The following is a 19795-nucleotide window of genomic DNA, read 5'->3' on the forward strand; positions in this document are numbered from 1 at the left end:
GGATGAAACGCCTGCTGTCATTTCTCGTTATCACAGGAATAGTGGCCTTCGCCGGCTTTAAAGCCGGCGTCTGGTGGCTGACGGACCAGCGTCTGGCAGAGGCGCGCACGGTACTATCGGAATCCGGTGTACTCGAGCGGGGGAGCATCAGCTCCTCTGTGGATGGCCGGGTCATCCTCCGGCAGGCGCACTGGGAGGACTTCCAGCTTACTCAGCCATTGCAGATGGACCTGATTGAACTGGAAACCGGCTCTCCAATCGCTCTGTTGACCACACTGATGAGCCCTGACAGCTTGCCGGCCAGTTGGCGGCTATCCGTTGAGCGCGCCAGCATTACGCTGGAACCTACCATGTTCCGGAACTGGGTGACGGCGGCGCCGGATGAAACTGCCCAGGCCCCGCTAGCCAATCTGTCCTGTGCGCCGGACCCAAGGCAGCAACTGGGCAGTGGGGATTTGATGCGTATGGGGATTCCTGATATCCGGGGCGACATGTTGCTGGAGCAGACCCCCGATGCCCTGCGTTTTGAACTGAATACCCGTGAAACCGGAAGCCTGGAGCTGGTTTGGCCAGACGCCAGACTGACCATGGGCAATCTGGCCGACCCGGCCTCCATGGGGGCCGGGCCACTGCAACTGACCGTTCGTGACGCGGGTCTGATGCGCCGCCTCTCTGCCTATTGTGCCCGCGAGACCGGGCTGGAGGTCAGCGACTGGGCCGGGCGGGGTGTCGCGGCATTGGAGAAAGGGCTGCAGGCTCGGGGCCTGGAAGCCAGTCCGCAATTGCTGGCACTGTATCGGCAATGGCTGACCGAAGGGGGTGAGGTGACCATGATGCTTGCACCCGGCTCGGAAACCTTCGGGCTGCCCGTACGCACCGATTCGGAAAACACCGTCAGCCTGCGCGTATCCTATAACGGTGCCACCGTGCCGGATGTGTACCTGACCGAAATGCAACGGGTGGAACCAGCATTGCCTGCGCAGGCAATGGAGCCTGTGGTACCGCCGGAAGACCCGGATTTTGAGCAGTGGTACCCTGACAGTGTTGAGAACGCCAATACCTGGCTTGGCCGGCGCGTAAAGGTTACGCTCTCGAATGAAAACCAGGTTGAGGGGCGACTGGTCAGCGTTGGCGAGCGAGATATGGAAATCGCCCGCACAGTGGCCGGGGGCGAAGTGGCGTACCCCATTCTGATTCGTGCCATTACACAATTTGAAGTCTGGCGCCGGGGCCGCCCGGAATAGCGCCGGGACGGGAGGCAATAAGTGACTGCAAGCGCAAGCACAGGGGTACCAGGTATCAGAGACATGCTGGCCCGGCTGATTTCATTGCCGTCCATCAGCAGTGCCTCACCGGAGTGGGATCACAGCAACGAAGGTGTGGTTCGCCAGCTGGCGGAATGGCTCGAACCCCTGGGGTTTACCGTCGAGATCATGGAAGTGCCGGGCATGCCCGGCAAGTTCAATCTGATCGCGACGCTGGGTAGCGGTCCGGGTGGGCTGGTACTCTCAGGCCATACCGACACCGTACCGTTTGACGACAAGCGCTGGCAGAGCGATCCGTTCAGCCTCACGGAAAAGGACAACCGCTGGTACGGTCTGGGCACCTGCGATATGAAAGGCTTTTTCCCGCTCGCCATCGAAGCCGCCAAAGCCTTTGCCGGCGAGCCCCTGCAGCAGCCGCTGATTATCCTGGCCACTGCCGACGAAGAAAGCTCCATGAATGGCGCCCGGGCACTGGCGGAAGCCGGCAAACCGAAAGCCCGCTACGCGGTGATCGGCGAGCCTACCAATCTCAAGCCAGTGCGCATGCACAAGGGTATCATGATGGAAAGGTTGCGGTTTGACGGGCAATCGGGCCATTCCTCCAACCCGGCCCTGGGCCGCAACGCGCTGGAAGGCATGCACGAGGCGCTCGGCGAACTGCTGGCTCTGCGCAGCGAATGGCAGGAAAAGTACCGCAACCCCAACTTCGAGGTACAGGTGCCGACCCTGAATCTGGGCTGTATTCACGGTGGTGACAATCCGAATCGCATTTGCGCCCAATGCGAATTGCACTTCGACCTGCGTCCGCTGCCGGGCATGAACATGGACACCCTGCGCCAGGCGATTCTTGACCGGATGCAGCCTCTGGCCGAGCGGCGGGAACTCAAACTCACGTTTGCCCCCCTGTTTGACGGCGTGCCGCCGTTTGAAACACCTGCCGACGCCGCTCTGGTCAAAGCCTGTGAGAAACTCACGGGCCACACGGCCCACGCCGTCGCTTTCGCCACAGAAGCCCCCTGGCTGCAGAAGCTGGGGCTGGAAACCCTGGTGATGGGGCCTGGCTCGATCGATCAGGCGCACCAGCCGGACGAATATCTGGAACTGTCCCAGTTGCAGCCGACGGTGGATATCCTGAAGGGATTGATCAAAAGGTTCTGTCTTTAAGTAGACTAGCGGTAAGACGGGCGAGAAAACCGTCCCGGCATTCTCCATTCTTGGCAAGTATTATCAGGGCATAAGGAATAAAGGTTTGAAATCAAACGACTGGCTGCACGGATTCCGCCATTCCTCTCCGTACATCAACGCCCATCGCGGCCGAACCGTCGTCCTGACCATGCCCGGGGATGCCATCGAGCACCGCAATTTTATCAACATCATCCACGACATCGCTTTGCTCAGCAGCCTTGGCGTCAAGTTGGTGGTGGCGTTCGGTGGCCGCCCCCAGATTCAGTCGCGACTGGATGATGCCGGCCTGGAATCCTCCTTCGCACGGGGCTTGCGCATCACCCCCGATAACCATCTGCCGATGGTTATGGAAGCCATTGGCGGGCTCAGGGCCTACCTGGAAAGCCAGCTCTCCATGGGGTTGGTGAATTCACCCATGCACAACGCCCGGATTCGGGTCAGCAGCGGCAACTACGTCACCGCCAAACCCGTTGGCGTGCTGGATGGCATTGATTTTGGCTACACCGGCCGCGTTCGCCGTGTTGATACCCGTGGCATCGAGCAGTTGCTGGAGCTGGGGCATATTGTTTTGTTGCCGCCAATGGGCTATTCGCCCACCGGTGATGCCTTCAACCTTTCCTATGAGGACGTTGGCAGCCAGGTGGCCGCAGCGCTGCAGGCGGAGAAGCTGATTGTCTTCATCGACGACGAAGGCCTGCTCGAAGAAGATGGTAGCCTGATACGTGAGTTGTCCGCCCGTCAGGCGTCCGAACGCTTGAACGACAATGCCGTCACCGGCCACGATGCGGCCTTGCTCAAGGCCGCCTGCGATGCCTGTGTCAAAGGCGTTCGGCGTGCCCACATCATCAGTTACGTAGAAGACGGCGCGCTGTTGGAGGAGCTGTTTACCCGCGATGGGTCCGGCACCCTGGTCAGCGGTGATAACTACGAACAGATTCGCCAGGCACGGGTAGAAGACATCGGGGGTATTCTGGAGCTGATTCAGCCCCTGGAAGAGCAGGGCGTGCTGGTTCGTCGTTCACGGGAAATGCTGGAAACCGAAATTGACCGGTTTGTGGTGGCGGAGCGGGACGGCACCATTGTCGGCTGCGCCGCGCTTTACCATTATCCGGAGGAGGGCGCCGGAGAGTTGTCCTGTTTTGCGGTCGACCCCTCCTACCGACGCGCCGGCCGTGGTGACGAGATTCTCGCCATGGTTGAAAAGCTGGCCCGGGGCCAGGGTGTCCACAAACTGTTTGTGCTGACTACCCAAACCGAACACTGGTTTCGGGAACGCGGTTTCGTACCCACCGCCGTGCAGGATCTGCCGGGGCCAAAGCTGGCCTCATACAACACCCAGCGCAATTCAAAGGTTTTCTACAAACCGCTCTGAAAGCAAATTCAACTGCGCAGATCGACTGTCCGCCGGTTGCCGGGAAAGCTCCCTGACGGCCCGGTAAAACTCGCTGAAGTGGTAGTCCAGCTCTTTCAGCATCTGTCGGAAGGCGGGAACATGCTGATTGTACTGGCGGAACAGTGCCAGCTGTGCATTATTCAGCCGCACCGGCGGCGGGCCGAAAGGCCCCGGCTCTTCATATTGGTCGGCCAGGTTGGCGTAGTCCCGGGCCAGTTCGTCGAGCAGTTGGGCCTTGCGCGCCCGCAGCGTGGATTTGTCCATCGTATCCTGGCGGGCATAAAGTTGTTGGAGTTGCTCGCTGGTGGCGGCGACCAGTTCCAGAGTCTTTTGCCGGTGCTGTAATCGCGCCAGAGCGCGCTCAAAACCCTCAGATGCCCCTTGCCGCTTCAGCCAGAGCCGAAGCCCTTCCAGTTCCACGGCAGTGGCAAAGCTCTCGTTAAAGGCGGTATCACCGTTGATATAGAGCACGCGGTGGGCCAGCTCGTGAAACATCAGGGCGACCATGCGGTCATCCGCCAGGGAGGTGAACCCGGTATGCAGCGGATCATCGAACCAGCCCAGGGTGGAGTAGGCGGTAACGGCGCCGATAAAGGTATCATAATGGCGTTCGCGAAAGGCCGTCTGCTCCTGTCGGGCGTCGGCTAGCTGGAAGTACCCGCGATACGACTGGCAGCCCACAAACGGATAACACCATTGGTGGGGGGTAAGCGAAAACTCCGGCACGGCGACCAGATTCACCACCACCCATGGCCGCCCCAGCGCCACGTATTTACTGAAGGCATCGTCTACCGGCAAGGCCAGTTCTTTCGCCGCGAATTCTCGTGCTTGTGCTGCCAGCTCAAGCCGTCGGCGAAGTTCCGGGTCGGTTTCCGGTGCTGTGGTTACCTGGTTGATGGGCCTGGCCTTCATCATCAGGGACACATGGCCGCCAATGGCCTGGCCATAGTAGCCAATGGTCGTACAGCCATTCAGGGGTGTTACCAGTAGCAAAAGGAGATAGATCTGACTAAGCTGTCTCATGAATCATCATATTATGATGTTGTGGGTATGAGGCTGTACAATTCCTTATCCGCCGACGGCTGTCACAGATTTTTAACCGACCGCCGCAGGCCTTATCATAACAGCTCGAACCTACACCCACTCAGGGACGTTGGCCGGATTTCCGCATCCGGCAACATGCCGGCTTTGCAACTGGTCAGGTAGTTCATGGATCCGAGAGAGCGTCGCAGCAGCCCCCGACAGCCGATCAAACTTGCCGCTCAGATAGATGCCGGCAGTGGTGAGGCGTGGCCCTGCCAGATTGCAGATTTCTGTGCCGAAGGCATGTTCATTCGTTATTCGGGCGAAACTTCAGGCAAAATCGAACGGGCTTTTGCTCGCGGCGGTGTTACCGAACTGGTGGTTCGGTTCCGGGGTCTTGAGGGCAATCGTCGATACGAGCTTCATGTCAGCCCGGTCCGGCGCATTGATGGTGCCATGGGCGTGCATTTTACCCGCCCCGATTCCGATGCCTTCAACGCCATGCTCCAGTTGTGTGGCAGCTCCGGTGATCAGTCCCGGTCATCCCTTCGCGCCCCCAGTGAGCGGGTTCAGTTTGTTCTTCATCAGTGTGCCAAAACGGTTACGCGGTTTATTGAACCACTGATGGATGCCTGTTTTGTGCAGACGGTGGATGCCCTGCGTGTTACAGCCCAGAAAGCCCCCAATGATCAGCTTGCCAATGAGTTGATGGATGCCTCCGGCCAGATTCAGGGGCGCCAGCGGGTGCTCTGGCATTACATGAGCCGCAGTCTGGAATCGCCCTTAAAACCGGAGCCCAAAGGCGCGCCCGGTTCAGTGTTGTCGGTGGTAGACAAAAACGAGTTTGAGGACTGGCTGGCAATTCGGGTGATGGTTACCCGTGCTGATACCCAGTACCGTGGCGACCTGCTACAGCTCAAGCTGAGGCTGGACAAGTTAGGTATCGCCAATCGCACCGGCCATCATAATCCCCTCGGTCCCGCTCTTGTGTGCGAAGCCTTCCATAACGCGCTTGCCCAACTGAAAGTCAGCCGGGAGGTTGAAAAGGTCTGCCTGAAGACGTTTGAGCAGACGGTGATCAAACAGCTGGAGCCGCTGTATCGGGAGTTGAACAATATCCTGATCCGGCATGGTGTGTTGCCGGATCTGGACCTGTCCCGTTATCTGAGCGAACAGGCGCCGGCCAGGAAGGAACCGCCGACCGAGGTGCTGAAGCGGGAGCCCGAAACACCTCTGGAAAAGCCGCAGCCTGAGGCGCCGGAAAGCAAACCCGGGCAAACGGCCCGCGGGCTGAAAAACCGGGTAGCTGGAGAGTTCCGGGGGTATGCCCGCGCAGCCCAGACTGCTTTTGCCACGGTGAGGAATCTGCTGACAACACTGCAGGCCAGTCGTGTGGAGAATGGAGAGGCGACGCCAGAGCCGTTTGCGGCCAATGCCCGTCCGCTGTCTCAGGGTGAACTGCACCGGGAATTGCAGGAGCTGCAGCTACGCGCTGCGGCTCCGGAAGAGCCGGCCGTGCCCTTGCGGGACCGGGTGGTTGAAAAGATACGTGAAACCGGTGACACCCGGCTCAATGCTGAGCAGCAGGACACTCTGGACGTTGTCGATCGGTTTTTCCGGAGCGTGGTCGATAGCCCCAAGCTCAGTGACTACGCCCAGAGCCGAATGCGTCAGCTGGAAGTGCCGGTGCTGAAGGTTGTGATGCGTGATCCCGAATTCTTTGAGGACCAGGACAGCCCGGTTCGTGGTGTGATGAACCGCCTGGCACAACTGGGCGTTAAGGGTGGCCGGCTGAACCCGGTGGTGCAGCGCCGGGTGGATGAGCTGATTCACCGCATTGCTACCGAGTTCGAACAGGATACCGGTGTGTTTGAGCAGACCGTAGGTGAGCTGGACACGCTGATTGACCGGCAGAACCTCGTGTATCGCCGCAACGTTGAGCGGGTGACTGCTGCCGCAGAGGGTGCCCAGAAGGTTGCCGAATCCAAAACCGCCGTGGCCAGCGCGCTGGAAAGCAAACTGGCTGGCCGCAAGGTTCCCAGGGCCCTGGTCAGCTTGCTTGACGGCGGCTGGCGGGATTTATTGTCGCTGACCTGGATTCGCCAGGGACCAGACAGTCAGTTATGGCAGGACTACCTGGCGGTGATCGATTCGCTGATGGCTTTTGCCGAGGACCCGGACAGCAGCATTAACCTGCCCGAACTGTTACGGCTGATTCAGGATGGTCTGGCGTCGATCTCCAGCAACCATATGCCGTCCTCCCAGATCCGGGATGAGTTGAAGCAGTTTTTGGTGCGTCGGCCTGACAAGGCGCCGGAAATGGTTGAAATGCCTGCGGTCAGTGGTGTCCGCCCGGACAAACAGGTGCTCAGTGAGCGGGAACAACGCAGCCTGCAACGCTGGATCAACCGGGCCCAGCAATTGCGCACCGGTGACTGGCTGCGGGATCAAACCAAGGCGGAAGATCCCCAGTATATCCGCCTGGTGTGGATTGCCCGTGGTTTCAGCCGGTTTGTATTCGTTAATCACCAGGGTATGCGGGTGGTTGAGCTGGAGCTGGAAGCTCTGGCCAGACAAATGCGCAAAGGCATCATCGTACCGGATAATCAGTATGATCGACCGCTGGTAGATGAGAGCATCGACCGCATGGTTCGCAACGTCTATGACCAGCTGTCCTGGGCATCCACCCATGATGAACTGACCCGGCTGCTTAACCGTCGGGAATTCGAGCGTATGCTGGAACAGCAACTTGCCCGCCGGGAAGATAGCCGGACTTTATTGCAACTGGATCTGCGCGGGTTCCGATTGCTGAATGATACGGCGGGCTACCAGGCCGGAGATGAAACCCTGAAACGGGTGGCGGAGGTCATCTGTCGGCATGTGGGCGATGGCATGCCGGTGGCTCGTCCCGGAGGCAATGAATTTGCCATGCTGGTGCCTGAAGAACAGGGGCCGGAAATTGCCAAGGCGCTCCTGGAAGCCATTGCAGATGAGCCCTTCGAGTATGGCGGACGGTGTTACACGTTAAATGCCAATGTTGGTCTGGCGCCGGAACTGCCCGCGTTGATCAGCGCCGAAAAATGGCTGAAAGCCGCCGAACAGGCGCTCAATTCTGCCCGTGACAAGGGCCCTGGCCGTTTCTCTATATACACTCTCGACGCAGACGACCAGGCCCGGCAAGAGCAGATTGCAGCCCGTGTGGCTGGCCTGAGCAACCCGGATGAAGAACGCATGCTGCTGCGTTGCCAGAAGATCATCCCTCTGCACGGCAGCACCCGCATGGGGGCGCAGTATGAAATTCTGATCAGTATGTACGACGACAGCGGGCAGCTGATTACCGGCCAGGATTTCGTCCGCATGGCCGAGCGCTATGACCGTATGCAGGCGGTGGATCGCTGGGTCGTGGGGCACATGCTGGATTGGCTAAGGGATCAGTCACCGGATCCGCGCCATGTAGGCGGTGTCTGCATAAATCTGTCCGGCTATTCGTTGAACGACCAGTCACTGCTGGAATTCATTTACGAAAAGCTCAGTGAGAAGGATGCGCCTATTGAGCGTCTCTGGTTCGAGCTGACGGAAGCCTCTGCCATTCATGATCTGCAATCGGTGGCGGATTTCATGCTGGAAATGAAAGAGCTCGGCTGCCGGTTCTGCCTGGGTAACTTTGGCAGCGGCCCCAGTTCCTTCCAGTTCATGCGATCGTTGCCGGTAGATCTGATCAAGATCGACAGTGCCTTTACCGGTCAGTTGGCAGCCAACCAGACGGACCAGGCGATGGTCAGGTCCATGGTTGATATGGCTCACTACATGGAACGGGAAGTGATTGCCTCTCAGGTTGAATCCCGTGAGGTTCTGGATATGCTGAGACAACTGGGCGTGGATTACGCTCAAGGGTTTGTGGTCGAGAAGCCCCGACTGCTGACCAGCCTTGTCTGACGCACATCCGGGAACCTGAGCTTTTTATGTCCAGACGCCATCCGATTATCGCCGTTACCGGGTCTTCCGGGGCGGGCACCACCACAACCGGGCAGATCTTCAGCCGCATGTTTGCCAGTGAGGGCATTGCTGCCGCCATGGTCAGTGGCGACAGCTTTCATCGGTATACCCGGGAACAAATGGCACGGCTCGCCGTTAAAGGGCAGTTTGGTGAACGCAACCATTTTGCCCTGGCAGCCAATCATATCGATAGGCTGGAAGCTCTGTTCTATGACTACAGCCATACCGGCAATGGCCGTTACCGACAGTACGTTCATGACGAAGATCGCGACCTGGTGGCCGAAGGCCATAAACCCGGCACCTTTACCCCCTGGGGCCCGTTACCTGCGGATACCGATGCCCTGTTCTACGAGGGGCTCCATGGCGGGGTGGTGAGCGACAACTACAACATTGCCCAGTACGTTGACTTGCTGATTGGTGTGGTACCCATTGTCAATCTGGAGTGGATTCAGAAAATCCATCGGGACACTCATCAGCGCGGCTACAGCCAGGATGCCGTGGTTCAGACCATCATCAATCGGATGGACGATTACGTGCACGACATCGTGCCGCAGTTCTCTCATACCCACATCAACTTCCAGCGAATTCCGCTGGTGGATACGTCCAACCCGTTCGTTGCCCGGGATGTGCCCAGTGAGGACGAAAGCATGGTGGTCATTCATTTCAGGGAAACGGCGGAAGTGGATTTTCCCTGGTTACTGCAGGCCATTCCCCAAAGCAGTCTGTCCCGCCACGACACCCTGGTGATCCCGGGGCCGAAAATGGCCCTGGCCATGGATCTGATTATCCGGCCCATGGTCCAGAGCCTGATGGCTGGCAGAACCTTTGCCTGATCAGACCGTCAGGGTGCCATCGCGGTAGTCGGCCAGCGCCTGCTCAATCTCGGCCGTTGTGTTCATCACAAATGGACCATACTGGACAACTGGCTCGCCGATGGGGCGGCCGGCAATCAGCAGCAGTTTTGCGCCGGCCTCTCCGCCTTCAATCAGAACTTCATCTCCCTGGTCCAGAATGTTTGCCGAGGATGGTACCAGAGCCTGGTTCCGGTCTTCGCTCACCAGACTTGCGACGCCTTCGTACAGGTAGACCAGAGCATTGAGCGCCTGAGGTACCGGTAAAGATACTCTCGCTCCGGGTTCCAGATGGACGTCGGCGTACACAGGCTCAGTGCTGCCGCCGGTGACTGCACCGGTGACGGCACCGCCACCGATTTCCAGTTCACCGGCAATTACCCGGACTGAAACACCCGGCTGACGCGCTATTGGAATTTCTTCAGGCTGAATGTCCCGGTAACCGGCGGGCTTCATTTTTTCAGCGGCCGGCAGGTTGAGCCAGAGCTGGAATCCCCGCATGACCCCGGATTCCTGCTGCGGCATCTCCGAGTGCACGATGCCCCGGCCTGCCGTCATCCATTGCACCCCACCGTTGCGGAGGTTGCCGCGATTCCCCAGGTGGTCTTCATGCAGCATGTGGCCTTCAATCATATAGGTGACGGTTTCAAAGCCCCGGTGCGGGTGGGCCGGAAAGCCGGCAATATAGTCCTGGGGCTGGTAAGAACCGAATTCATCCAGCATCAGGAACGGATCCATGCGCACGGATTGACGCTGGCCCAATGAGCGTTTGATACGAACCCCGGCGCCATCGGATGTGGCCAGTGCGGGAATGGTTTGTTTCAGGGAGCGTAGCATGATCCCGTCCTCCTCTCGGTTAGTCATGGGGCTATTTAACCGGGATGGTGGAAGGGATGAAATCGCAGAATTCTGGCGGGGGAAGTCAAAAAAACTGACGAAGGCATCAAAAGGTGACGACGGGAGCCCCGTCGTCACCCCCGGAGCGATTATTCCACGTTGCGGGAGTAGAAGATTTCCAGCATTTCCCGGCGCAGGCGATCCTCGATGGACTGGGCTTCTGCCGGGTCCAGGTCGCCGGCGTTCACTCCGAACACATAGTTGTCCAGATTGAACTCCTTGAGCATCATCTTGGTGTGGAACAGGTTTTCCTGATACACGTTGACGTCGATCATCTGATACGCGTTCTGGGTATCCTCGGTCAGGTAGTTCTGGATCGAGTTGATGTCGTGATCGATGTAATGCTTGGTACCGTCCACGTCACGGGTGAAACCGCGTACACGGTAGTCAACGGTAACCACATCCGAGTCGAAGCTGTGAATCAGGTAGTTCAGTACCTTCAGCGGTGAAATCAGACCGCAGGTGGACACGTCGATATCGGCCCGGAAGGTGCTCACGCCGTCATGGGGATGGCTTTCCGGATAGGTGTGCACCGTCACGTGGCTCTTGTCCAGATGCGCCACAATGGTATCCGGCAGCGGACCAGGGGACTCTTCGTTATTGGCTTCGCTGTCGGACAGTTCGTGCTCGGCGATCAGCATGGTGACGGACGCACCATGAGGCTCGTAATCCTGGCGGGCAATGTTGAGAACATTGGCACCGATGATCTTGACCACGTCGGTCAGAATCTGGGTCAGACGCTCGGCGTTGTACATCTCGTCGATGTAATCAATATAGGCTTCGCGTTGTTCTTCGGTCTGCGCGTAACAGATGTCGTAGATGTTGAAGCTCAGGGATTTGGTCAGGTTGTTGAAACCGTGCAGCTGGAGTTTGGTTTCCATGCTCAGCCCCTCCGGGAAATGGAGATGAATGATCACAGGGAGAGGAACTCTCCCTGCCGAGGCCGCCACCGACTACTGACCGGGTGAATGGAACTGTTCACCTTTTGCGCAGACCGGCGGAGAAAGTTGCGTATTATGCATACCGCAGGTGTCATTGAATAGTATTTGCAATGACATTTTTTATAACGGAAAGCCGCGGTTGCAGGGCGCTGGCCGGAATCTGCCCTGCCGTTCTAGCTGGCGGCCTGGATTTCGAAGCTGTGCGTGATCTCGACACCGGCTTTGCCCAGCATGATCGAGGCTGAACAGTACTTGTCGGCAGACAGGCTGACTGCGCGCTCCACCTGCTTTTCCTTCAGGTTGTTTCCGCTAACCACAAAATGAAGATGAATGCGGGTGAACACAGCCGGCACCTCATCAGCGCGCTCCGCATCAAGCTCACAGTGACAGGCGGTCACGTCCTGGCGGCTTTTCTTCAGGATGCTCATCACATCGAAGGAGGAGCAGCCGCCCACGCCCATCAGCAGCAACTCCATTGGGCGCGGACCCAGATTCTCGCCACCGTGATCCGGGGGGCCGTCCAGTTGAACACTGTGGCCACTGCCACTGGTTGCTTTGAAGCTGGCATTGCCGGTCCAGTCGACGGTTGCTTTCATCGGAGTTACCCCTGGTGCCTGAATGAATGGGCAGGATGCTAGCACAGTTAACTCCCTGCGGCATGATGTGGTTGCGACCAAAGCGGTATTGCCTTCAGATACATCCTGTATCCGCTTTTGAGTTGCCCAGAAGTTACCTTCTTGTTATAAGTTGCGTGGCATATCAGTAAAACCCCTAACCCGCACGGACAGGCGGGGATATAAAAACGATCAGGAATCGCCAGACTCTGAGGAGGCATGTCTCGCATTATGGCTACCATTGTCAAGCCGGTTGAGCAGAAGACCAAACACCTGGATTACTTCCTTTCCCAATGCCATCGCCGGCGTTACCCAGCCAAAAGCACCATCATCTATGCGGGTGATAAAAGCGATTCCCTGTTCTACATCGTCAAGGGCTCGGTCACTGTCATTATTGAAGACGACGATGGTCGTGAAATGATCATGGCGTACCTTAATGCCGGTGATTTCTTCGGTGAGATGGGGCTGTTCGACAACATGGATTCCCGGAGTGCCTGGGTCAAGGCCAAGACTGAGTGCGAAGTGGCAGAAATCAGCTACACCAAGTTCCGGGAAATCGCTCAGCAGGATCCGCGGGTGTTGTACTTTATTGGTGAACAGATGGCCTCGCGCCTGCGCCAGACTACCCGTAAGGTAGGGGACCTGGCGTTCCTTGATGTCACTGGCCGGGTTGCCAGAACACTGCTGGATCTGTGCAAAGAGCCGGATGCCATGACTCACCCGGACGGCATGCAGATCAAGATTACCCGTCAGGAAATTGGACGCATTGTTGGTTGCTCCCGGGAGATGGTCGGTCGGGTTCTGAAAACTCTTGAAGATCAAGGTCTGGTGCGGGTCAAGGGTAAGACCATGGTGGTTTACGGTACCCGTTGATTGCTCTCTCCCTCCCTGTAATCGCTGCATAAAACGGTGCTCTGCTTTTGACGGGCACCGGTCTTTCTCGGTATCTCCGTCGGTATATTCGCCATTTCCCGCTCCGTTACCTTCTCAGCTTTGATGGTGTCGAAGCACTTTACAGTTGTGTTTAGGCACATTAACTGAGTGTTTTATAACAAACTGAAAATTAAAGATCTTTTCAATTCTGGCAGGAATCGCGCAGGGAAGGTTGAGTCACACATTGACTCACAAAAAGGAGTTTAACCATGAAAAGAAAATGGATTGCCGGCACTGCTGGCCTGGCCGCAGCCGCCCTGATGAGTTCCGCTTCTGTTGCCGCGCCGATTACGGCAGATGTTGTGTTTCTGGTCGATGAATCCGGCTCCATGGGTGGAGAGCACGCCTGGCTCAGCAATATGATTGCAAGCCTTGAGAGTGGTCTGGTCGGTGAGGGCGTTGGCTCTTCGGTAAGCAACCGGTATTCGCTGGTTGGTTTCGGTGGTTCGTCATTCAGCAACCATCTGGATCCCCATGCCCATGATATGGATGCCGTTACTGCGGGCACTCAGGAGTGGGGTAGTTCCACCGATTTTGCTGCTGCAACGTCGACGCTGGTTACCAACGGTGGCACGGAAGACGGCTGGAGTGCGCTGGACTGGGCACTGAATAATCTGAGCTATCGCGCGGATGCCGCGGTTAACTTTGTGCTGGTTACCGACGAGGATCGTGACAACACGAATGCTGCCCTGAACAAGGAGAGCCTGTTGTCAGGATTGTTCAGGAAGAACGCGCTGCTGAACGTGGTAGTAAACAACAGCTTTGGTTGTGATGCGTCCTCTACCAATGCCATTGGTATCGACAGCGATGATAACGGTTTCCAGGCCGATGGTTCCGGTGGTTTCACCAAGTGTGAAGGCGCTGGCAACATCGGTAGTGGTTACGGAACCACTGGCAGCGACTACGTCGATCTGGCCCTGAATTCCGGCGGTGCCGCCTGGAACCTGAACATTCTCCGTTCCGGTGGTACTAACGCAGATTCGTTCACCGCATCGTTTGTTGACACCAAGGTACAGGAAATTACCGAGCAGCCTCCGGTTTCTGTGCCGGAGCCCGGTACCCTGGCCCTGCTGGGTCTGGGTCTGACTGGCCTGGCATTCCGCCGCAAGAAAGCCTGATCGTTCGATCGAGGCTTGCAGTAACAAGGGCGCCTTCGGGGCGCCCTTGTTGTTTTTGTGACCGTTGTCATCAGGGGCTTTGAGGTCCGCTAAGCGTTATTTCCAACAAAGGTTGATACAGACTGACAGATGGCGTCAGGCTCGGTCAGTGGCGCCCAGTGCGGGGCATCCAGTTCCTGCAGCGTGAGTTTACCGGTCCATTGCACCAGGCATTCGGTGAGTTGACGGCCAACGTAGGCATCCCGGGTAGGAATGATCACCTGAACGGGGCAGCGGGTGTGCCGTGGCCTGGGGCGTAGCAGTCTGGGCAGAAAGTTTGCCCGGTAGAGTTTTACGCCATATTGCCCGTCTGCCTTCTGCAAGGGGCTGAAGCGGGCATCAGCGACCTGTTCCTGTTTCTTGAGGTAGCCGGGCCAGGCTTTGTCCAGCCCGGCTTTCCAGATTATTTCCGGAAGTAGCGGCAGCTGGAAAAGAAACACGTACCAGGAACTCGCTAGCTGCCGCAGTACCTTGGTAGTACCGCCGTTTGCTGGTGAGCCGATCTGATTGCGAATCCAGAAGCCGACATGATCCAGGCAGGGGCCGGAAATGGACGTGTAGGACCGAATACGCTGCTGGAGGTCGGGGTCGGTGACCGATTCCCAGCTCTGAATGGAGCCCCAGTCGTGGGCAACCAGATGAAATGGCCGGTCGGGGATAATGGCGTTGACGACTGCTTGCAGATCTTTTGCCAGCAAAGACAGGCGATAGTCCCAGGTCCGGGCTGGCTTGTCGGAGCGGCCAGCACCGCGGACATCGTAACGAATCACCAGATACTCCTGGCTGAGTGTGGCCGTGACCTTGTCCCAGACACTGTGGTTGTCGGGGTAGCCGTGTACCAGAACAATGGGCGTTGCTTCCGGGTTGCCCTCCGCAACGGCGTAGAGAAGAAGGTCTCCACTGGTCACCCAGTGTTCATGTTTGGTCGGCATCAGTCCGCTCCCGGCATAGTGTGTTTAAACGCCAGAGTAGCGATATCACTGGTCACACTCTGTGGCCAAAGGGGCCAGAAGTCGTTCAGTCCACCAGGGCAACCGATTTGATCTGGAGCCACACCGGCTGGCCAGGGGTGAGTGCCAGCTGGGCCGCGGAGCGGCTGGTGAGCCGGGACAGAAACGGAGTATTGCCAGCCAGCAGGCGCACCAGGGTGGTGCCGGGGGTGACGTCAGTCTCGACGTGGTCCACCCGCGCCGGCAGCAAATTCTGGATACTCTGGTCGCGATGCTCCGTCAACGCGATACTCACATCTCTTGCCAGTACCTGTATGCGGGCCTGGTCACCGTGCCGGAAGCGCGGATCCTGTCGTAGCCACAAGCTGCCACCATCAAAGCTGAAGCGGGCGAGATGCCATGGCTCATCCAGCGCATCCAGTGTTGCCTGAACCAGTACGCCTGCGTCTTCCTCCAGCCGAAACGGCTGGTCCACACGGGCCAGAGTCTCTTGCAGCGGTCCCTGTGCGATAACACGCCCGTTGTCCATCATTACAATGTGGTTGGCCAGGCGCGCCACTTCGCTGGTGGAGTGGGAAACGTAGATCATCGGAATGGCCAGATGGTCGCGCAGCCGCTCAAGGTAGGGCAGTATCTCCTGCTTTGAGCTCTGATCCAGTGCCGACAGAGGTTCATCCATCAGCAGCAGTCGCGGGCTGGTGAGAATGGCCCGGGCAATGGCAACCCGTTGTCGTTCGCCCCCGGACAGTCTGGCAGGCATACGCTCCAGAAGGTGGGCCAGCCCGAGCCAGGAGACGGCATCGTCAAACCGGATCTGGCGTTGCTCGGCTGGAACCCGGCGTTGCCCGAACGTCAGGTTCCGGCGCACCGACAGGTGAGGAAACAGATGCGTCTCCTGGAACACATAGGCCAGGGGCCTTTGATGAACCGGCCTGAACAGGGTGTCTGTCTGCCAGGGCGTGCCGAATACGGAAAGCTGTCCCTGGGCCTGCTGCAGCCCGGCGATGCAGCGGAGCAGCGTGGTTTTGCCGCATCCGGAGTGACCGAATAAAGCGGTAATCCCGTTGCCGGGTAGCTTCAGGTCGACATCCAGTTCAAATCCGGGAAAGCGGCAGATAAAACGTGCCTCGATGGCTGTGGGATTCATCGCAGGGCCCCCGCCCGGGCCCTGCCATTGAGGACGTACAGGGTCACCAGGACGATGAAGGAAAACGCCACCATGCCCGCAGCCAACCAGTGGGCCTGGGTGTACTCCAGGGATTCCACGTGATCGTAGATGGCCACCGACAGCACTTTGGTCTCGCCCGGGATATTGCCGCCAATCATCAGGATGACGCCGAACTCGCCGATTGTATGGGCGAAGGTCAACACGCTGGCGGTGATGAAGCCGTTGCGGGCCAGCGGAATCACCACAAAGAAAAACCGGTCCCAGGGCCCCGCCCGGAGGGTGGCGGCGGTCTCCAGAAAGCCTTCACGGATACTTTCGAAAGCATTCTGCAGGGGTTGCACGGTAAAGGGCAGGGAATAGATAACCGAGGCCACTACCAGGCCCTCAAAGGTGAACGGTAGTAAACCAAGGCCAAGACGTTCTGTCAGTTGGCCGACCCAGCCATTCGGGCCAAGCAGTAGCAGAAGATAGAATCCGAGCACCGTGGGCGGCAGGACCAATGGCAAGGCGACGACCGCAGCAATCGGCTGGCGCAGCCAGTGGCGGGACCGGGCCAGCCACCAGGCGATCGGGGTTCCTACCAGCAGCAGTACCAGGGTTGTCAGTGAAGCCAGCTTCAGCGTCAGCCAGACCGGCTGCCAATAGGTTTCCAGCATCAGTCCGCCGTGTCGTATCCGTAGTCCTGAATAATCGCAGCAGCCTCCGGAGATTGCAGGAAGGCGAGCCAGTCTCTGGCGGCGGCATTGTCGGCACCGCGCTTCAGAAGAATCGCCTGCTGGTCGATGGGGGCGTAATAGGCTTGCGGAATCCGCCAGAGTGTTCCGTCCTGATTCGGCCAGGCTTTGACTTGAGCCAGCGCCACCAGCCCGGCCTGGGCATTGCCGCTGGCAATGAACTGGAAAGTCTGGGCGATGGAGTCGCCACGGACCAGTTTGGGCTGTAGCGGTGACCAGAGTTCCAGGTGTTCCAGAACCTGCTGTGCGGCCAAGCCATAGGGGGCAGTTTTAGGATTCGCGATGGCCAGCCGCGAGAACGACTGTTCGCTCAGGTAGGCGATGGGAGAGATAAAGGCCGCGGTCTCAGGGCTCCAGAGCACCAGCTTGCCCCTGGCATAGGTAAAGCGAGAATCGGGAACGGCCATCCCGTCGGATTCCAGTAACCGGGGGCGTTGAGCATCGGCCGCCATGAACACATCAAATGGAGCACCGTTGCGAATCTGGGCGTAGAGTTTGCCCGTGGAGCCGAAGCTGGCGATGACCCGGTGACCGGTTGAGGCCTTGAATGTCTCCACCAGACTGGCGGTGGTGTCGGTGAAATTGGCAGCGACGGCGAGGGTCAGATTCCCCGCATAGGCGTTGCTCAGGGGCAGAAGCAGCCAGATTGCCAGCAAAGGGAAGAAACGCCAGCAGGTACGGCGGCTCATAGTGATTCCTTATGGTAGTGACTGGGCCAGTGGCAGGTCGCGGGCCTCCGAGCGGGCGACTGAATACGGCATAAGGTTAGCACGTATTGCCACACTTCCATGCGATTGGTTTCATTGAGCATCTCATGGCGCCCGCCGTCGAACAACCGCAGCGTTACCTGCTCGATGCCCGACTCCCGGATGGTCTGAAAATGCTGGCGGACGCCTTTCCCCATCTCGCCCACGGCATCCGCGGTGCCGGACAGCAAGTGTACCGGCAGATCCCGATGCCAGGTTGCCGGTCGGATGCTCAGCATGCCGGCAATGAAGTCCTGCCAGAGCCCCACGGAGCAATCAAAACCACAGCAAGGATCGGCTTCGTAGTGGTCTACCTGCTCGGCATCACGGCTCAGCCAGTCGCTGCCGGTACGGTTGGGGCGGAAAGCACGATTGAACTGGCCAAAGGTCATCTTGCCGATGAGCCGGCTGCGATGGCGCCGGCCACGGACGCCGGCAATCAGGTTGACCAGCAGCCGCGAGGCCAGCAGTTGGGGCCGGTGGATGCGGTTGGTGGCACTGAGTATCAGGGCGTTGATACGGTCGCCGTATTGCTGGGCATAGCTCTGAGCGATGAAGGATCCCATGCTGTGGCCGAGCAGATTTACCGGCAGGCCTGGATGCTGCTTGCGGGCAGTCTCTACCACTTGCGCCAGGTCGTCCACCACCCGTTGCCATCCGTTCTGGTCAGCATAATGCCCCTGGAGTTCGGCCGGGCAGTGGGGGCCATGGCCCCGGTGGTGATAGGTGATGACAAGAATGTTGTGAGCCCCGAGCCAGCGGGCCAGCTCCTGATAGCGATCACCGTGCTCCGCCATGCCATGGCTGATCACCAGAATGGCGACTGGCTGTGCCGGCAGATATTGCTGTCCGGCAATGGTGTGGCCATCAGGGGTATTCAGCGTCAGAGGGTGTTCGGTCATGGTTTCGGCCCGCATCCTTGTTGTTGTTCTGAGGTGCCGGGCGCTGCCACTCCGGCGGATTCCATAAATGCTGAAAACGGGACAATAAGCTGCCGGGGCGGGCCATGTCGCGGAACATGTCCACATATTCGTGGGTCCAGAGCACAATCAGGTTATTGGAATGAATCTGCCGGGTAATGCCGTATTCCGGTGGGTTGCTGTCGCTCTCCGGGACAAAGGTTCCGAACAGGCGATCCCAGATAATCAGTGTGCCACCGTAATTGCGGTCGATGTATTCCGGATTGCGGCCATGGTGTACCCGGTGATGGCTCGGGGTGTTGAAAAGGAATTCGACCCAGACCGGCAGGTGCCTCACCAGCGTGGTATGCACGAAAAACTGGTACACCAGGGAGAAAGCATAGGCGATGCCGATCCACACCGGGTTGAAACCGATCAGCGCCATGGGCAAATAGAAAATCCACATGCCGTTGAAAATGTTGGTGGCATTCTGGCGCATGGCGGTGGAGAAATTCATGCGTTCGGACGAATGATGGACTACATGGGCGGCCCAGAACCAGCGCATGCGGTGGCTGGCACGGTGCATCCAGTAGAAACAGAAATCCACGCCGAGAAAGGTCAGAAATCCGGTCGCCCAGTTCAGCTCCAGTTCCAGCAAGCGATAGTGATAGCAGAGCGCGTAGACGGGAAAGGCGATCAGGCCGGCAAAAAGTAGCTCCGTAACCTGGTAGCCGGCACCGAGGGCGAAGTTGCGAATAGCCTCCGGCACGTTCATCAACCGTGGGTCATGCCGTATCTTCAGGTATTCCCACAAGGTAACTGCAATGAACACGGGGGTGGCGATGACGAAAATCAGCTGTCGTTCGTCAAGAGCCAGCCAGGGGGCCAGGAACTGCCAGAGGCTGATCAGCCCGCTGTCTTCCAGCACTGTCCGCATCATGTCGATCAACACCATGGCTGCTCCCCAAATTATTTTTGTTGGGAGTCATCATCGCACAGCGTCGGCTAAAGGCGATGTCCTATTGCGCCAGGGTTGCTGGCCT

At 58.4% G+C, this 19795-nt stretch carries 17 protein-coding genes; 7 read left to right on the top strand and 10 right to left on the bottom strand.

From position 1 onward, the window contains the following. Nucleotides 1-2: 2 nt before the first annotated feature. The 3 genes from ACAM27_RS04270 to argA all read left to right on the top strand — a co-directional run bounded on the left by ACAM27_RS04270 (nucleotide 3) and on the right by argA (nucleotide 3822). Nucleotides 3-1244, top strand: coding sequence for a hypothetical protein (locus tag ACAM27_RS04270; protein WP_022993181.1), 1242 nt, complete (start codon nucleotides 3-5; stop codon nucleotides 1242-1244). A 21-nt stretch (nucleotides 1245-1265) separates the two neighbouring features. Beyond that, nucleotides 1266-2429 (top strand): acetylornithine deacetylase, encoded by a 1164-nt coding sequence (argE, locus tag ACAM27_RS04275; RefSeq protein WP_011786968.1) that lies wholly within the window; start codon nucleotides 1266-1268, stop codon nucleotides 2427-2429. 85 nt (nucleotides 2430-2514) lie between these two features. Further along, nucleotides 2515-3822, top strand: a complete 1308-nt coding sequence (argA, locus tag ACAM27_RS04280) for an amino-acid N-acetyltransferase (protein ID WP_199452966.1) — start codon at nucleotides 2515-2517, stop codon at nucleotides 3820-3822. Here argA and ACAM27_RS04285 read toward each other — a convergent pair. After that, complete coding sequence (locus tag ACAM27_RS04285; RefSeq protein WP_369612614.1) at nucleotides 3796-4866, bottom strand: aminopeptidase; 1071 nt, start codon at nucleotides 4864-4866, stop codon at nucleotides 3796-3798. The genes argA and ACAM27_RS04285 overlap by 27 nt on opposite strands. 186 nt (nucleotides 4867-5052) lie before the next feature. On the opposite strand from ACAM27_RS04285, the gene ACAM27_RS04290 reads away from it, so the two are divergent. Both ACAM27_RS04290 and ACAM27_RS04295 read left to right on the top strand, forming a co-directional pair. Further along, entirely contained in the window at nucleotides 5053-8802 is a 3750-nt protein-coding gene (locus ACAM27_RS04290; RefSeq protein WP_011786965.1) for a DUF1631 family protein, read from the top strand. Nucleotides 8803-8828: 26 nt separating this feature from the next. After that, nucleotides 8829-9695 (top strand): phosphoribulokinase, encoded by an 867-nt coding sequence (locus tag ACAM27_RS04295; RefSeq protein ID WP_222534047.1) that lies wholly within the window; start codon nucleotides 8829-8831, stop codon nucleotides 9693-9695. Here the strand turns inward: ACAM27_RS04295 and ACAM27_RS04300 are convergent, their stop codons facing one another. The 3 genes from ACAM27_RS04300 to ACAM27_RS04310 all read right to left on the bottom strand — a co-directional run bounded on the left by ACAM27_RS04300 (nucleotide 9696) and on the right by ACAM27_RS04310 (nucleotide 12147). Then, nucleotides 9696-10550, bottom strand: a complete 855-nt coding sequence (locus tag ACAM27_RS04300) for a pirin family protein (protein ID WP_222534075.1) — start codon at nucleotides 10548-10550, stop codon at nucleotides 9696-9698. It abuts the gene before it with no gap. Between the two features lie 149 nt (nucleotides 10551-10699). Further along, nucleotides 10700-11491: an adenosylmethionine decarboxylase gene (speD, locus tag ACAM27_RS04305; protein ID WP_011786962.1), complete on the bottom strand. Its 792-nt coding sequence runs from the start codon at nucleotides 11489-11491 to the stop codon at nucleotides 10700-10702. Nucleotides 11492-11724: 233 nt separating this feature from the next. Further along, nucleotides 11725-12147 (bottom strand): OsmC family protein, encoded by a 423-nt coding sequence (locus ACAM27_RS04310; protein ID WP_011786961.1) that lies wholly within the window; start codon nucleotides 12145-12147, stop codon nucleotides 11725-11727. A gap of 249 nt (nucleotides 12148-12396) precedes the next feature. Here ACAM27_RS04310 and crp point away from each other — a divergent pair, with 249 nt between their 5' ends. Beyond that, nucleotides 12397-13038 carry a cAMP-activated global transcriptional regulator CRP gene (crp, locus tag ACAM27_RS04315; protein ID WP_007153756.1) on the top strand — a complete coding sequence of 214 codons (642 nt, stop codon included), beginning with the start codon at nucleotides 12397-12399 and terminating at the stop codon, nucleotides 13036-13038. A gap of 269 nt (nucleotides 13039-13307) precedes the next feature. Beyond that, nucleotides 13308-14216 (top strand): vWA domain-containing protein, encoded by a 909-nt coding sequence (locus ACAM27_RS04320; protein WP_222534046.1) that lies wholly within the window; start codon nucleotides 13308-13310, stop codon nucleotides 14214-14216. Nucleotides 14217-14305: 89 nt separating this feature from the next. Here the strand turns inward: ACAM27_RS04320 and ACAM27_RS04325 are convergent, their stop codons facing one another. The 6 genes from ACAM27_RS04325 to ACAM27_RS04350 all read right to left on the bottom strand — a co-directional run bounded on the left by ACAM27_RS04325 (nucleotide 14306) and on the right by ACAM27_RS04350 (nucleotide 19707). Next, the gene (locus ACAM27_RS04325; protein WP_011786958.1) at nucleotides 14306-15187 is read right to left on the bottom strand and encodes an alpha/beta fold hydrolase; all 882 of its coding nucleotides are present in this window, start codon (nucleotides 15185-15187) and stop codon (nucleotides 14306-14308) included. A gap of 85 nt (nucleotides 15188-15272) precedes the next feature. Further along, nucleotides 15273-16352, bottom strand: a complete 1080-nt coding sequence (gene modC, locus ACAM27_RS04330) for a molybdenum ABC transporter ATP-binding protein (protein WP_011786957.1) — start codon at nucleotides 16350-16352, stop codon at nucleotides 15273-15275. Continuing rightward, on the bottom strand, nucleotides 16349-17029 hold the full coding sequence (gene modB / locus ACAM27_RS04335; RefSeq protein ID WP_022993172.1) for a molybdate ABC transporter permease subunit: 681 nt from the start codon (nucleotides 17027-17029) through the stop codon (nucleotides 16349-16351). The genes modC and modB overlap by 4 nt, the downstream gene beginning before the upstream one ends. Further along, the gene (gene modA / locus ACAM27_RS04340; protein ID WP_023009509.1) at nucleotides 17029-17796 is read right to left on the bottom strand and encodes a molybdate ABC transporter substrate-binding protein; all 768 of its coding nucleotides are present in this window, start codon (nucleotides 17794-17796) and stop codon (nucleotides 17029-17031) included. Before modA ends, modB begins: the two co-directional genes overlap by 1 nt. Then, on the bottom strand, nucleotides 17793-18755 hold the full coding sequence (locus ACAM27_RS04345; protein ID WP_226538117.1) for an alpha/beta hydrolase: 963 nt from the start codon (nucleotides 18753-18755) through the stop codon (nucleotides 17793-17795). Before ACAM27_RS04345 ends, modA begins: the two co-directional genes overlap by 4 nt. After that, nucleotides 18721-19707, bottom strand: coding sequence for a sterol desaturase family protein (locus ACAM27_RS04350; RefSeq protein ID WP_023009511.1), 987 nt, complete (start codon nucleotides 19705-19707; stop codon nucleotides 18721-18723). The genes ACAM27_RS04345 and ACAM27_RS04350 overlap by 35 nt, the downstream gene beginning before the upstream one ends. Nucleotides 19708-19795 lie beyond the last annotated feature (88 nt).

The organism is Marinobacter sp. RI1 (assembly GCF_041155085.1).
Taxonomy (GTDB): Bacteria; Pseudomonadota; Gammaproteobacteria; order Pseudomonadales; family Oleiphilaceae; genus Marinobacter; species Marinobacter nauticus.